The 15,203-nt window shown below is 67.9% G+C and carries 11 protein-coding genes; 6 read left to right on the forward strand and 5 right to left on the reverse strand.

Annotation, left to right across the window (positions count from 1 at the left end):
• Genes copD through AC5P57_RS16470 form a run of 3 tightly spaced genes read left to right on the forward strand, consistent with a single transcriptional unit; the run spans window position 1 to window position 2,993 of the window.
• Complete coding sequence (gene copD, locus AC5P57_RS16460) at window positions 1–885, forward strand: copper homeostasis membrane protein CopD (RefSeq protein WP_099550954.1); 885 nt, start codon at window positions 1–3, stop codon at window positions 883–885.
• A 45-nt stretch (window positions 886–930) separates the two neighbouring features.
• Complete coding sequence (locus tag AC5P57_RS16465; RefSeq protein WP_099550955.1) at window positions 931–1,629, forward strand: heavy metal response regulator transcription factor; 699 nt, start codon at window positions 931–933, stop codon at window positions 1,627–1,629.
• A complete protein-coding gene (locus AC5P57_RS16470) occupies window positions 1,626–2,993 on the forward strand; it encodes a heavy metal sensor histidine kinase (RefSeq protein ID WP_262235054.1) in 1,368 nt (455 codons plus the stop codon). The genes AC5P57_RS16465 and AC5P57_RS16470 overlap by 4 nt, the downstream gene beginning before the upstream one ends.
• Here AC5P57_RS16470 and AC5P57_RS16475 read toward each other — a convergent pair.
• On the reverse strand, window positions 2,979–3,905 hold the full coding sequence (locus tag AC5P57_RS16475) for a LysR family transcriptional regulator (protein ID WP_262235053.1): 927 nt from the start codon (window positions 3,903–3,905) through the stop codon (window positions 2,979–2,981). The genes AC5P57_RS16470 and AC5P57_RS16475 overlap by 15 nt on opposite strands.
• Window positions 3,906–4,011: 106 nt before the next feature.
• On the opposite strand from AC5P57_RS16475, the gene AC5P57_RS16480 reads away from it, so the two are divergent.
• Complete coding sequence (locus AC5P57_RS16480) at window positions 4,012–4,755, forward strand: SDR family oxidoreductase (protein WP_262235052.1); 744 nt, start codon at window positions 4,012–4,014, stop codon at window positions 4,753–4,755.
• Between the two features lie 132 nt (window positions 4,756–4,887).
• On the opposite strand, the gene AC5P57_RS16485 is transcribed toward AC5P57_RS16480, so the two are convergent.
• Genes AC5P57_RS16485 through AC5P57_RS16495 form a run of 3 tightly spaced genes read right to left on the reverse strand, consistent with a single transcriptional unit; the run spans window position 4,888 to window position 10,378 of the window.
• Window positions 4,888–7,965: an efflux RND transporter permease subunit gene (locus AC5P57_RS16485; protein WP_262235051.1), complete on the reverse strand. Its 3,078-nt coding sequence runs from the start codon at window positions 7,963–7,965 to the stop codon at window positions 4,888–4,890.
• Window positions 7,962–9,134 (reverse strand): efflux RND transporter periplasmic adaptor subunit, encoded by a 1,173-nt coding sequence (locus AC5P57_RS16490; RefSeq protein WP_262235050.1) that lies wholly within the window; start codon window positions 9,132–9,134, stop codon window positions 7,962–7,964. The genes AC5P57_RS16485 and AC5P57_RS16490 overlap by 4 nt, the downstream gene beginning before the upstream one ends.
• Complete coding sequence (locus AC5P57_RS16495; RefSeq protein WP_099550960.1) at window positions 9,131–10,378, reverse strand: TolC family protein; 1,248 nt, start codon at window positions 10,376–10,378, stop codon at window positions 9,131–9,133. Before AC5P57_RS16495 ends, AC5P57_RS16490 begins: the two co-directional genes overlap by 4 nt.
• A 62-nt stretch (window positions 10,379–10,440) precedes the next feature.
• On the opposite strand from AC5P57_RS16495, the gene AC5P57_RS16500 reads away from it, so the two are divergent.
• Window positions 10,441–11,115: a response regulator gene (locus AC5P57_RS16500; protein ID WP_262235049.1), complete on the forward strand. Its 675-nt coding sequence runs from the start codon at window positions 10,441–10,443 to the stop codon at window positions 11,113–11,115.
• Complete coding sequence (locus tag AC5P57_RS16505) at window positions 11,108–12,490, forward strand: sensor histidine kinase (protein ID WP_262235048.1); 1,383 nt, start codon at window positions 11,108–11,110, stop codon at window positions 12,488–12,490. Before AC5P57_RS16500 ends, AC5P57_RS16505 begins: the two co-directional genes overlap by 8 nt.
• Before the next feature lie 245 nt (window positions 12,491–12,735).
• Here the strand turns inward: AC5P57_RS16505 and AC5P57_RS16510 are convergent, their stop codons facing one another.
• Window positions 12,736–15,087: a GH92 family glycosyl hydrolase gene (locus AC5P57_RS16510; protein ID WP_262235047.1), complete on the reverse strand. Its 2,352-nt coding sequence runs from the start codon at window positions 15,085–15,087 to the stop codon at window positions 12,736–12,738.
• Between the last annotated feature and the right edge of the window lie 116 nt (window positions 15,088–15,203).

Consider the following 15,203-nt stretch of genomic DNA (forward strand, 5'->3'; position numbering starts at 1 on the left):
ATGGCCGAGCTCTCGCCGTATGCGCTGCGGCTGGCGCTGTACCTGGTGCTGATGCTGCTGTTCGGGCGGCTGCTGTTCGTCCGCCCCGGACTGCCGCGCAGCATCTCGCTGACGCTCGCCGTGGTTGCGCTGATCCTGGTCGTCATCGATGCCGTGAACCGGTTGTCGGGCGTGCTTGGCGTCCCGGCAGCCGACATCGACCCAGCAACGGCGCACTGGTTCCTCACCGGCACGCCGGTGGGTGAGGCCGGCCTGCTGCGCACCGTGGCGGTGCTGGCAATGCTGCCCCTGCTGGCATCCGTTACGCCGCTGCGGGGCCTGCGCCGCCTGGCGCTGCTCGCGTTGTCCGCCATCGCCCTGGCCAGCCTGTCCTGGAACGGCCATGCCGCCGCCGGGGATGGCTTCGGTGGCACCTTGCGGCTGGTGGCCGGCATCGTGCACCTGCTGGCCGCCGGCGCCTGGGTCGGCGCGATCGCCGCCATCCTGCAGTTGGCGGCGCGACCGCAGGGCCTGCGCCTGCGCGAGCGCACCCACGAGCTGTGGCAGGCCGCCCACAGCTTCGCCCTGCCCGGCACGATCATCGTCGCCACCCTGGCGATGACCGGGACCTACACCTATGTCGATCTTGGCGGTTCCGTGCAGACCCTCATCGGCACCGCGCACGGACGCTGGCTGCTGCTCAAACTCGCCCTGGTCGGTGGCATGCTGGGGCTGGCCGCCCTGCATCGCTGGCGGCTGGTACCGGCGCTGGCCAGCTCCATCCGCGGCGGCTGGCAACCACGGCCACTGCGCTCACTGCGCCACAGCCTGGCCTTCGAATCGGTACTGGCCGTGCTGGTGCTGGCCTGCGTGGCCGTGCTCGGTACGCTGGATCCGCTGACATGAGCCTGCGCAGCCGGCCCACGCGCAAGCTGCGATGATGGGTGCATCATGAAACTGCTGATCGTCGAAGACGAACCCAAGACCGGCAACTACCTGCGCCAGGGCCTGATCGAGGCCGGCTACGTGGTCGATCTCGCCTGCAACGGCGTCGACGGGCTGCACCTGGCCGGCAGCGGCGAGTACCAGCTGGTCATCCTCGACGTGATGCTGCCCGGCCTGGATGGCTGGAACGTGCTGTCGCGGCTGCGCGAGGCCGGCTGGCAGGTGCCGGTGCTGTTCCTGACCGCGCGCAGCAGCATCGCCGACCGCGTGCAGGGCCTTGAGCTGGGTGCCGACGACTACCTGGCCAAGCCGTTCGCCTTCGCCGAGCTGCTGGCGCGCGTGCGCACCCTGCTGCGTCGCGGCCAGGCGCTGCCACAGACCGAGCGCATCGTCATCGCCGACCTGGTGGTGGACACTCTGCGCCGCCGGGTCGAACGCGGCGGCCAGCGCATCCCTCTCAGCCAGAAGGAATACACCCTGCTGGAACTGCTGGCGCGCCGTCGCGGCGAAGTGCTGCCGCGCTCGTTGATCGCCTCGCAGGTGTGGGACATGAACTTCGACAGCGACACCAATGTGATCGACGTGGCGATCCGCCGCCTGCGCGCCAAGATCGACGATGACTTCGATGCCAAGCTGATCGTCACCGTGCGCGGCATGGGCTATGTACTGGAGGCGCCGGACGACGGTGCAGCGCACAGCGGATGAGCCTGCGTCGTTCCATCGCGGTACGGCTGACGCTGCTGTTCGCCATCGTGGCCACGCTGGTGCTGGCCGCGTTGGGCGTGGCGATCTATGTCAGTGCCCGCCACGACCTGGTCGCCCAGGACTTCGTCGAACTGGAGAACAAGGTCGCGTTGATCCGTGACCTGGCCGATAACGGACCTGCGCCCGCACGCGGGCAGCGGTTGGCAGAGGCGCTGGGCCACCATCCGGATATCGCCTTCCACATTGTTGACGGGCGTGGCGCGGTGCTGTTCTCCACCGCACCGGCACTGCTGCGCGAGCATGCACGCAGCCAGCCGATCGACGCCGCGCCACGGCGGCACGACTGGATCCTCGCCGATGGTCGCTGCATGCATGCCCTGCACCTGCGCCAGACCCTGGCCGACGGCAGCCAGCTGGTCACCCTGCTGGCCATCGATGACGACCGCCATGCCGATTTCCTGCAGCGCTTCCGCCATCTGCTGGCGATCGCCATCATCGGCGCCGCCGTGGCCAGCAGCCTGCTCGGCGGCTATGTGGTGCGGCGCACGCTGCGGCCGCTGCGCACGCTGGCCGATGAGGCCCGGCAGATCACCGCCGGTCGGTTGCAGCGACGTCTGAGCGCGCGTGCTGCACCGGCCGAACTGGAGCAGCTGGCGCAGACGCTCAACGGCATGCTGGCGCGCCTGCAGCAGGATTTCGCGCGACTGACCGAGTTCTCCGGTGACCTTGCCCACGAGCTGCGCACCCCGATCACCAACATGCTGACCCAGGTGCAGGTGGTGCTGGCGCACCCGCGCAGCAACGAGGCCTACCGCGAGACGCTGGCGTCGTGTGCCGAGGAACTGCAGCAGCTGGCGCAGACCGTGGGCGACCTGCTGTACCTGGCGCAGGCCGAGTCGCCGGGCGCGCTGCCATCGCGCGAGCCGGTGGCGCTGGAGGGAGTGGTGGATTCGCTGCTCGAGTTCTACGACCTGCTGGCCGAGGACCGGCAGTTGACCCTGCGCCGCGAAGGCACCGCACGCGTCGAGGGCAACCGCTTGATGCTGCATCGGGCGATCGCCAACCTGCTGTCCAACGCGTTGAAGCACGCCACTGCCGGTAGCGAAGTGCGGGTGCGGCTGGTCGAGGCCGATGGCATGTGCAGGGTCAGCGTGCACAACCTTGGCACGCCGATTGCCGCCGAAGCGCTGCCGCGCCTGTTCGATCGCTTCTACCGCGGCGAACGTGGCCGCCTCGAAGGTGCCGGGCTGGGCCTGGCGATTGCCCGCGCGATTGCACAGGCGCATGGCGGCAGCGTGAGTGTTGTGTCGGATGACACCGGCACCGTGTTCGAGCTGGTGCTGCCGGGCTCAGCCGCCCGGTAGTGCCGGCCGCTGGCCGGCAACCCCGGTCTGGTCGAACACCCCAGCCACCCAGTCGATGAACACCCGCAACCGCGGCGACGGCGTGCGGTTGCGGGGGTAGACCAGGCTCAACGGGCTCGGCGTCGGCGGCGCCTCAGGCAACAGCTCGACCAACTGCCCGCGCGCGATATAGGGGTCCATCCGGTAGCGCGGTGCCTGGATGATCCCCAGGCCCGCCAATGCGGCCCCAAGGAATGCATCCGCGCCTGAAACACGCACCCGCGCCGGCAGCGGCACATAGCGCACCTGTCCAGCCTGTTGGAACTCCAGGGGAATCAGCTGGCCGGTGGCGCCGGAGCGGTAGCCGACCATCTGGTGGCCTTCCTCCAGCGATTCGATGGTATCGGGCAGGCCATGCGCCTCCACATAACCCGGCGAGGCCACCGTGACCTCGCGCAGCATCGCCAGCCGGCGCGCCGCCAGATCGCTGTCGGCCAGCGTCCCCACCCGCAACGCCGCATCCACGCCTTCGCGCAGCAGGTCGACATAGCGGTCGCCTTCGCTGACGTCCAGCTCGATCTCCGGGTAGCGCTGCAGGAAGTCCGGCAGGTGCGGAAACAGCAGGTGCCGGCCCAGCGTGCCATGCACTTCAATGCGCAACGGACCGCGTGGCGGCGCGTCACGGAACGCGGCCTCGGCATCGTCCATGTCGGCGATCAGGCGCAGGCAACGCCCATAGAACGCCTCACCTTCCAGGGTGGGCACCACCAGCCGCGTGGTCCGGTGCAGCAGGCGCACGCCCAGCCGCTGTTCCAGCGCCTTGATCGCGTCGGTCACCGTGGCCCGTGGCAGGCCCAGGTCCTCGGAGGCACGGGTGAAGCTGCGGCGCTCGACGATACGGACGAAGGCGCGCATGGCCGTGAAGCGATCCATTGTTCGGCTATCCGGATGATATTGGCGGATTATGCAGGATTATCCGGACCAGCGATGTGGCGAAGATGGCTCTGCGCCACTCCGGCGTGCCCTGCTGGAAGCCACCATGACCCTCTCCCCCGCCCGCTCTGTCGCCCTGGTCACCGGCGGCTCCCGTGGCATCGGCGCCGCCATCTCCCGCCGCCTGGCCGCCGATGGCCACGCGATCGCCATCAACTATGCGGGGCGCCGCGACGACGCCGAAGCCTTGGCGGCCGAACTCAACGCGGCCGGTGCGCAGGCCATCGCGCTGCAGGCCGATGTCTCCGATCCGCAGGCGGTGCGGCAGCTGTTCGATGCCATCGAAGCCCGTTTCGGCGGCATCGACGTGGTGGTCAACAGCGCCGGCGTATTGCAGCTGGCGCCGCTGGCCGACACCGACGACGCATTGTTCGAGCGGGTGGTCGGCATCAACCTCAAGGGGGCCTTCAACGTGCTGCGCGAAAGCGCGCGACGGGTGCGCGACGGCGGCCGGCTGATCACCCTGTCCACCAGCGTGGTCGGCATCAGGCTTGAGAACTACAGCGTTTACGCGGCCAGCAAGGCGGCGGTGGAGACGATGGGCGCGATCCTCAGCAAGGAGCTGCGCGGGCGCAACATCACCGTGAACGCGGTGGCACCCGGCCCCACCGCCACCGACCTTTTCCTGGACGGCAAGTCACCGGAACTCATCGAGCGGCTGGCGAAGATGAACCCCCTGGAGCGGCTGGGTACGCCGGACGACATCGCCGGTGCGGTTGCGTTCCTGGCAGGCACCGATGGCGGGTGGATCAATGGCCAGGTCCTGCGCGCCAACGGCGGGATGGTGTAGAACGCGCGAACGGCATCCACGCATGGCGTGGATCTACTGATCGCATCTCCGCGGAGCGCGGGAACTCGGTAGCGCCGGGTCATGCCCGGCGGCGGGGTCGCATCCACGCATGGCGTGGATCTACCGTGCGGATCATCCGGCGCGCGCCTCGCGGCGGCGATGTACCCAGTAGTACAGCGTGGGCAGTACCAGCAGGGTCAGCAGCATCGCCGACAGCAGGCCACCGATCACCACCACCGCCAGCGGTTTCTGGGTCTCGGCACCAATCGCATGCGAGGTGGCCATAGGCAGCAGGCCGAACATCGCCAGCAGCGCGGTCATCAGGACCGTGCGCAGGCGCTGCAGCGAGCCCTGTACCACCGACTGCAGCAGGTCCATGCCCTGCTCTCGCAGCTGCGCGAAGCGACTGAGCATCACCACCCCGTTCAGCACCGCTTGCCCGAACAATGCAATGAAGCCGATCGCCGCAGACACTGACAGTGGAATGCCGGTCAGCCACAGGGCGAGGATGCCGCCGATCATCGCCAGTGGCACGTTGGCCAGGATCAGCGCGGCGCTGCTGATGTCCTTGAAGGCATCGAACAGCAGCACGAAGATGATCAGCACCGACAGTGGAATCACCCAGCCCAGACGCTTCATCGCACGCTGCTGGTTCTCGAACTCGCCGGACCATTCCAGGCGGTAGCCTTCCGGCAGCTGCACGCTGGCGTCCACGCGCTTGCGCATGTCGGCCACCACGCTGCCCATGTCGCGGCCGGCGATGAAGATGCTGACCGCCTTGACCCGCTGCGCGTTCTCGCGCGAGATGTTGATCGCACCGCTGGCCATGCGGAAATCGGCCACGTCGGACAGTGTCACCGTGTGGCCATCGCCGATGCCCACCGGCACCGTGCGCAGCCGTTGCAGGTCCCGGTCGGCGTCGTCCAGGCGCAGCGTGATCGGGAACTTGCGGTCGCCCTCCCACAGTTCGCCTACCTGGCGCCCGCCCAGCGCGGTCTCGATCACCTCGTCGATGTCGCGCACATTGAGCCCATAGCGCGCAGCACGGTCGCGGTCGATCTCGATCTGCAGCTGCGGCAATGAGCCGTCGCGGTCGATGAAGGCGCTCTCTACGCCCTCCACGCCACGTACCTGCCCCAGGATCGCCTGTGCCTGCTGGTTGAGCACGTCCAGATCCGAGCCGCTGACCTTGATCACCACCTGGCCCTTGATCTGCGAGATGCTCTCCAGGATGTTGTCGCGCACCGGCTGCGAGATCGAGAACTCCGGCCCGGGAATGCGCTGCTCCAGCGTGCGCTGCAGATCGCTCACCAGCTGTCGCTTGTCCACACCCTTTGGCCACTCCTTCTCCGGCTTCAACGCCACCAGCGCCTCGATCTGGTTGGCGCCCTTGGCATCGGAGCCGTCTTCCGGGCGCCCAAGCTTGGCCACGACCGTCGACACCTGCGGGAAGGTGCCGACCAGCTCACGGATGCGCCGCGACTGCTGCTGCGCCTCAGCCAGGCTGGTGCTGGGATCCAGCGTGGCGGTCAACCAGATCGAGCCTTCGTCCAGCTCGGGCAGGAACTCCGACCCCAGCCGGGTGCCCAGCGCCAGCGTGCCGACCAGCAGCGCAACCGCGGTCAGTACCACCGCACGCGGACGGGCCAATGCGCGCTCCAGGATCGGCCGGTACCAGCCGGTCAGGCGGTCCATCAACGGATTGCCGTCGCGCATGCGGTCGCGCCGCAGGCACCAGTAGCAGAACAGCGGCACCACGGTCAGCGCCAGGATCAAGGCACCGATCAATGCCGAGGTCACCGAGTACGCCATGGGCGCGAACATGCGGCCTTCCTGGCGCTGCAGGGTGAAGATCGGGATATGTGCGGCGATGATGATCAGCATCGAGAAGAACGTCGGTCGCCCCACTTCCGACGCTGCCGAAAGAATGGTCGAGAAGCGCGTCTTCCGGTCGGCCGCAGGGGGCAGTTTCGACAATCGCGAGACGATGTGCTCGGTGACGATCACCGCGCCATCGATGATGATGCCGAAGTCCATCGCACCCAACGACAGCAGGTTGGCCGGCACGCCCCACAGATGCAGGCCCAGGAAGGTCGACAGCAGCGCCAGCGGCATCATCGCCGCCACGATCAGCGCGGCACGGGCGTTGTACAGGAACAGCCACAGCACCAGGAACACCAGCACCGCACCTTCCAGCAGGTTGCGGAAGACGGTTTTCAGCGTGGTCGAGACCAGCCACGAGCGGTCATAGAACGGCTCGATGCTGACCCCTGCCGGTAACTGATTGGCCTCGATCTCGGCGATGCGTGCATGCAGAGCGTCCAGCACGTCGGACGGATTTTCGCCCTTGCGCATCAGCACCATGCCGAACACTGCATCGTCGTTGTCGTCCTGGCCGACCAGGCCCTGACGCGGCAGGCCGGTGTCGGCGATGCCGGCCAGGTCGCGCACCAGGATCGGCGTGCCCCCGCGCTGCGCCACCACCACATTGCCGATGTCGGCCGGCGAACGCATCAGGCCCACACCGCGGATCAGGAACTGCTGCTGGCCACGCTCCACGTAGCCGCCGCCCGCATTCGAGCTGCCCTTTTCCAGCGCCTCGGCGAACTCACCCAGGCTGATGCCGCGGTCACGCAGCTTGTCCAGGTCCGGCTTGACCTGGAAGGTGCGCGCGAAGCCGCCGAAGCTGATCACATCAGCCACCCCGGGTACGGTGCGCAGAGTGCGCTCCATCGTCCATTCCTGAACGGTGCGCAGCTGGGTTGGCGTCATGTGCGGGCCTTTCAGCACATAACGGTAGATCTCACCTACCGCCGAGCTCATCGCCTCCAGTTCCGGGGTCACCCCTTCCGGCAGCTCCACGCCCTGCAGGCGCTCCAGCACCTGCTGGCGCGCGAAGTAGTCATCGGCCTTGTCGTCGAAGGTCAGGATGATCATCGACAGCCCGAACTGCGTATGCGAGAACACACGCACCGAATGCGGGATGCCGGACAGCGCCACTTCCAGCGGCATCGTCACCTCGCGCTCCACCTCTTCGGCGGCCCGGCCCGGGTGCAGCGATACCACTGTCACCTGGGTGTCGGACACATCCGGGAAGGCTTCCACCGGCAGCACGCGGAACGCGGCAATGCCAGCGCCAATGAACAGCAGCAGTGCCAGCATCACCATCAATGGCTGGCGCAGGCAGTAGGCAATCAGGCGATCGATCATGGGGCGGCGTGCCCCGTGCCGGTGCTGGCGGCGGCCGGCGCGTTGTCCGCCAGCTGCTGCAGCAGCAGGCCGCCCTCGACCACTACCCTGGCGCCCGCTGCCAGGCCCTCACGCACCCACAGCCGGCCATCGCCCAGTTCCTCGGCATGCACGGCATGGCGAACGAAGCGGCCCTTGCCCTCCTCGACGAACACCACCTGCTTGCCGTCGATCAACAGCACCGCGGCATCGGGCAGCGAGACACCGCCCTCGGCCGGCAATGCAACCCGCGCACGCACGTACTGGCCAGCCTTGAAACCCCGTGCACGGTTGTCCAGCTCGGCGCGCGCCTGCACCACGCGGCGTTCGCTGTCGACGAAATCATCCACGTGCTGCAGGGTCGCCCGCAGCGGCTGTCCATCGGCGCCGGGCACGGTCACCTGCATGCCCGCCTTCAAGCGTCCGGCCAGGCTCTCGGGAACATCCAGCAGCAGCCACAGGCGGTCCGGATCGCCAATCACCGCCAACGGCTGTTCGCTGTCGGGGCTGACTGCCATGCCCGGGCTCATCCGCCGCTCCACCAGCACGCCATCGATCGGCGCGCGCAGCGGCAGGCGCTGGTCGACGTGCTGGCCGTTGCCATACGCCTTGGCGAAGGCGGTTGCACGCGCATGATCGGCCTGGCTGCCGGCGAAGTTGGCCTCGGCCTCGTCCAGTTCGCGGCCCGACGCCACACCCGCCACATGCAACTCGCGGGTGCGCTCCAGCTCCTTGCGCGCCTGCTGCAGCTCGGCGCGGCCACGCACGCCGTCGGCCTGTGCCTGGCCGAACTCGGGCGAGGTGATCCAGGCGATCACCTGCCCAGCCTTCACCTTCTGCCCTGGCTGCGCCTCGATGCGCGCCACCTGCCCCGCCAACGGCGTGTGCAGTGCACTGGATCGGGTCTCGTCCCACACCACCCGGCCCGGCAGCTGCAGGCTGGCGCTGGCGCCGGCGGTCACCGACTCGCTGCGCAGCACGTCCAGCTGCCGGCTGCCGGCAGGAAACTGGATCTGGTCGGCACGGACCTGCGGCGCATCCTCGGTGTAGGACGCCGGCTCACGGCCGCAGCCACCCAGCAGGGCCAGCGCCAGCAAGGCCGGCAGCGCTGCGTGTCGCGCCCTCGGGCGATGGGCGACGGTGGACTTCATCGGGACTCTCCTTCAGCAACGGATGTGGCCGCTTCCCAGCGCGCCAGGGCAATGGCATGGTCGGCACGCGCATCGATCAACGCGGCCTCAAAGTCGCGCCAACTGCGGCGCGCATCCAGCAGATCGGTCAGGCTGGCGGCACCGCGGCGGTAAGCCAGTTCGATGCCCTGCACTGCCTTGCGTGCAGCGTCGGACTGCAGCCCTTCGTAGTCGCTGCGGCGCTGCGCGGCGGACTGCGCGCTGGCCTGCAGCTGGTCCAGTTCGGCGCGTGCTTCGCGCTGCCGCACCTGCAGCTCCAGCACGGCATTGTCACGGTCGGCCTCGGCACGCTGGATCGCGCCGCGTGCACGTGACGGCCCGCCGAGCGGAATGGTCAATGACACACCCCAGGTGACGCCGCTGATGTCGGTCGGCTCGCGCTCGGCCTCCACGCCCAGCTGGATGTCGCGGTGGCGCTCACTGCGCGCCAGCGCCACACCGGCGTCGGCTGCGGCCAGGCGCGAACGTGCCGCGCGCAGATCGGCACGCTGCTGCGGATCGAACGGGCGCGCATCGGCCCTGCCCGCGGGGTCTGGCCACGGATCATCGGCGCTGAGGCCATGGCTGTCGTCGCGGCCGAGCAGCAGGCCCAGTGCATGCCGCGCATCGCGCAGATCCAGCGCTGCCTCGCGCGCCGCGTCGGCCACCGCCAGGTCGTCCACCGCCAGTCGGGCACGATCAACCGGCGCCATCGCCCCTGTCGCAACCTGCTTCTCCGCCGCCGCCATCTGCTCGGTCGAACTCTGGCGGTTGGCATCGGCAATCTGCGCCCGCTCCTGGGCGCCCTTCAGGCCGAAATAGGCTTCATGCAGTGCCACCTGCTGTCGGCGCCTGGCATCGAGCATGTCCAGCCCGGCGACCTCCAGCAGCGCGTCGGCCTGGCGGATGCGCAGTGCGCGCTTGCCGCCGCGTTCCCAGGTCCAGCCCAGGCCAACGGTGCTGTCCACCCGCTTGTCCTGCCAGCGTCCGGGGCCGATGCCATGCCTGGGGCTGATCTTGCTGGTGCCGATCGACAGCTCGGTGGCCGGGCGCAGCGCCGCCGTCTGCGCATCGCCCTGCACACCGCGCAGCTCCAGTGCCGCCGCACGCAGGTCCGGGTTGTGTGCTTCCATTGCGCGCTGCGCTTCCTGCAGGGACAGCGCCGAAGCCGCAGGTGCGCACAGAAGAGTGGCCAATACGGCCGCAAGACGAGAGGAGAAATTCATGCACGTCACGGTAAGGTGATGCACTTGCGCCAAACTTGCCCCAACCTTGCACGAAGCTTGCAATGCGAATCCTGCTGATCGAAGACGACGCCGCTCTGGCCGATGGACTGATCCGCGCCCTGCAGGGTGCCGGTCATCTGTGCGACCACCTCTCGCGTGGACTGCACGCGCCGGCGGCACTGGCCAGCGCACCGTATGACGTGATGGTGCTGGACCTTTCATTGCCCGACGTCGATGGTCTGGACCTGCTCTCACGCCTGCGCAACGACGGCGCCACCCTGCCGGTGCTGATCCTGACCGCACGCGATGGTGTGGAGGACCGCATCCTCGGCCTCGACCGCGGTGGCGACGATTACCTGGCCAAGCCGTTCGCACTGGGTGAGCTGGAAGCCCGCCTGCGTGCACTGTCGCGCCGCCGCAGCGATGCACCGGCGCAGAAACGGCTGGGCCGGTTGTGCTTCGACAGCATCCGCAATGAGGTGCAGGTTGAAGGCCGGCGCATCGAGCTGACCGCCCGCGAGCTGTCCCTGGTCGAGGCACTGATGCAGCATCCCGGCCGCACCGTGACCAAGCAGCGCCTGTTCGACGCGCTGTACAGCTGGGACCACGAGGCCAACCTGTCGGTGATCGAAGTGCATGTCAGCCGCCTGCGACGCAAGCTGGAACAGGCGCATGCCGGCGTCGGCATCCGCATGCTGCGTGGCCTGGGCTATCGCCTGGAGGCCGTGGGTGACTGAGCGCGTGCACAGCCTGCGCGGCCTGCTGCTGGGACGCCTGTGGCTGCCGCTGCTGGTACTGCTGCTGTGCAGCGCCGTCGGTTCATTTGCGCTGGCCCGGTTCTATGCCGGCCAGGTCTACGACCGCTGGCTGCTGGATTCGGCGATGTCGTTGTCCGAACTGGTGACGGTGCAGGATGGTCGCGCTTCGATCGAGATCACCCCAGCGGTCTCGCGCATGTTCACCTGGGACACCGCCGACGAAGTGCATGGCGAGGTGGTCGACGCTGCGGGTGGGCGTTTGTATGGTGACCTGCCCGAAGCCCTGCCACGCCCCACAATCACTGCAGGAAATGATGACGACGCCGTGTACTACGATGCACGGGTGCGTGGTCAACCGGTGCGCATGGTCGAAGTGGTGGTCAGCGCCGGACCGGGCCATGACATCCGGTTGCGCGTGGCTGAGACGCTTCGCAAGCGCCACCGGCTGGAGCGCAAGCTGCTGCTGGCCAGCGTTCCCTTCCAGGCCGCGATCCTGGCACTGGCGGCGTGGCTGGCCTGGTCCGGTACAGGCGCTGCCGCTCGCCATGCCAACCTGGTTGCGCGGAAGCTGGCCAGCCCGCGGCCGGATCCGTTGGCACCGCTGGATCCGGCGCAGGAGGCACCACGTGAACTGTGGCCGGCGGTGGAGGCCTACAACGCGTTGCTGCAGCGCCTGGACGCGATGCAGGCAGCGCAACGGCGCTTTGTCAGCAATGCCGCGCACCAGCTGCGCACGCCCTTGGCGGCAATGCAGGTGGAGCTGGAGAGTTCATTGCGCCAGCACGACCCGCAGGCCCAGCAGCTGGCGCTGTCCGGCACGCTGGCCGGGCTGGCCCGCTTGCAGCACCTGGTCAACCAGCTGCTGATGCTCAGCCGCTCGGAGGATCCGCATGGCAGTGCACTGCCACTGCAACCGGTGGATCTGGCTGCGTTGGCACGCGGCGTGGTGGAGCGCTACGCCGACCGCGCATTGGTGGTGGGCGTGGACCTGGGTTACGACGGGCCCGACGACGGCGTGCAGGTACAGGGTGATCCGCAGCTGCTGCGCGAGGCGTTGGGCAACCTGCTGGACAACGCACTGCGCTACGGTGCCGTGCCCGGTGTGATCACCCTCGGCGTTCGGCAGGAGGCCGATGGCGTGCAGGCATGGGTGGACGATGACGGCGCCGGCATTGCCGAAGCCGAGCGCACGCGCGTCACGGAACGCTTCTACCGGGCCTGCAGCGAAGGAGATGGCTGCGGGCTGGGGTTGGCGATCGTGGCCGAGATCGCGCAGCGGCATGGCGCGACCCTGATGATTGATACCGCCCCGATCGGTGGCGCGCGGGTGGGGTTGCGGTTTCGTTCCCGCTGATCTGCCGCGTGCCAACCGAGGTTGGCACCTGCCAAAGGCGCCCCGGCCGGCAGATTCCGGTAGACGCCCACCCTGGTGGGCACCGTTGATGTCCCCCGTGCCAACCAAGGTTGGCACCTACCAAAGGCGTGCCGACCCACGGATTCCGGTAGTCGCCCACCTTGGTGGGCGCCGTTGACGTCCCCCGTGCCAACCAAGGTTGGCACCTACCAGAAGCGGGACCCCGTACGCCAACCAACAACCCGTCACCGGCTCATCGAGTACGGCGCCTGCGCGCCCTGCCCCGGCCAGTCCTTGTTCGGCTCGGCCTGCATGCTGAAGCGCAGCTCGCCGCCGGCCAGGATCTCATCATGGCGCAGGAAGGTGCGCTGCAGCGGCTTGCCGTTCAACGTCACACCGCCCACATAGGTGTGCGCATCGTCCAGCCCATCGGCCACGATGGTGAAGGTCCTGCCATTCGGAAGGCGCATCGCGGTCTTCGGCAGGAACGGGCGGCCGAGGATGTACTCGCCCGAGCCCGGTGCCACCGGGTAGAAGCCCAGCGCGGTGAACACGTACCACGCTGACATCTGGCCGACATCATCGTTGCCGGCCAGGCCATCCGGACGGTCGGCGTACTGGGTGTCCATGATCTGCTTCAGGCGCGCCTGGGTGCGCCACGGCTGGCCGGCATACGAATACAGGTAGGCCACGTGGTGGCTGGGCTCGTTGCCATGTGCATACCAGCCGATCAGCCCGGTGATGTCTTCCATGTGCTCGAAGATGGACGGATCCACCTTGGCGTTGAACACCTCGTCCAGCCGCGCCAGCAGTCTGTCACTGCCTCCATGCGCTGCCGCCAGGCCGGCCACGTCCTGCGGTACGTACCACGAGTACTGCCAGGCATTGCCTTCGGTGTAGTCGGTGCCGTAACCGCTGGCACTGGGGTCGAACGGGGTGCGGAAACTGCCATCGCGCTTGCGTGCGCGCATGAAGCCGGTGTCCTTGTCGAAGGCGTTGCGCCAGTTGCCCGCGCGCTTGTCGAAGGTGGCCGCGATATCGCCCTTGCCCATCGCCTGCGCCATGCGTGCGATGGTCCAGTCGTCGAAGGCGTACTCCAGCGTCTTGCTGGCCGCTTCACCTTCCTCGTCGATCGGCACATAGCCCAGCTCGCGGTACTGCGCGATGCCGTCATAGGGGCCGTAGTTGGCGGTCTCGACCATTGCCTTCAGCGCCTTGTCGGCATCGAAGCCACGGATGCCCTTTACGTAGGCGTCGGCGATCACCGGCACGGCGTGGTAGCCGATCATGCACCAGTCCTCCAGCCCATGGAACGACCACACCGGCAGCATGCCGTAGGGGCTGTGCTCATGGTGCGCCAGCATCGAATTGACGAAGTCGCTGTTGCGCTTCTCCGGCTGCACCAGCGTCAGCAACGGATGCAGCGCACGGTAGGTGTCCCACAGCGAGAACGTGGAGTAATTCGTGTACCCGTCTGCCTTGTGCACCGCGTTGTCCGAACCGCGGTACTGGCCATCGGCATCCATGAACAGCGTCGGCCCTAGCATCGTGTGGTACAGCGCGGTATAGGCACTGCGGCGAGCGTGCTCGGGTGCATCGATATCGAGCACCGACAGCGCCTGCGTCCATTCCTGCTTCGCCTGGGCACGTACCCGCTCGAAATCGAAGTCCGGCACTTCGGCATCGAGGTTGGCGATGGCGCCAGCCTCGCTGACGGGTGAGATGGCGACCTTGACCACCAGCGGTGCGTCCAGCTTGCCGAATGCGAAGGTACCGACCAGCTGACGGCCCTCGATCTGTGCACGCTGCGCCGGATCCTTCTCGCCCGGCGGCGGGAAGCCCTTGTAGACAATGTCCTTCTCGGTGCTGTGCAGCTCGTGGCTGGCCAGCGGCCGCGAGAAACGCATGGCGAAGAACAGCTGGCGGCCCGGCGCCCAGCCGCGGGTTTCACGGAAGCCGGTGATCGTGCCGTCAGCACGCACCCGCACCCTCGACCACAACACCTTGCCCGGGTAGTCGTACATGCTGGTGCGCATGTCCAGCAGCACCTTGGCGTCGGTGCCCTTCGGGAAGGCGTAGCGATGCATACCCACGCGGGCACTGGTGGTCAGCTCGGCGCGCACCTTGTAATCGTCCAGGGTGACGGCGTAGTAGCCCGGCTCGGCTTTCTCGTCGTCATGGCGGAACCGGGAGGCATAGCCGCTGCCCGGCTTCTCCGGATCACCGCGCTCGAGCCCGGGATTGCCGGTGAACGGCATGACCAGGATGTCACCCAGGTCCGAATGGCCGGTGCCGGAGAAATGGGTGTGCGAGAAGCCGACAATGCTGCTGTCGTCGTAGCGGTAGCCGGCCGCCCAACCGTAGGCCTTTTCGCGCGGCTGGATGCGCGTATCCGGGCTGAGCTGGACCATGCCGAACGGCACCGTTGCACCCGGATAGGTGTGGCCTTCCCCACCGGTGCCGATAAACGGGTCGACCGAGGCGTAGGCCTTGTCGGCGGCGGTTTTCGGCGTGGCAGCCAGAGCGGCACCGGAAGCAAGCATGGCGGTGGCCGCGAAGGCGATCAGGAGACGACGGTCCAGCGTGGGCATCGGCATTTGGATCGATTCATATGATGGCCGGATGCTAGCACCCGGCTACCGGCACCGCATGTTGCGGCGCAGCTGAATGGATCCAAAGGCGACAAAAGTTGTCCTGTCTTATCTGCAACTAT

It is taken from the genome of Stenotrophomonas sp. YJH_SMC_79 (assembly GCF_059367995.1).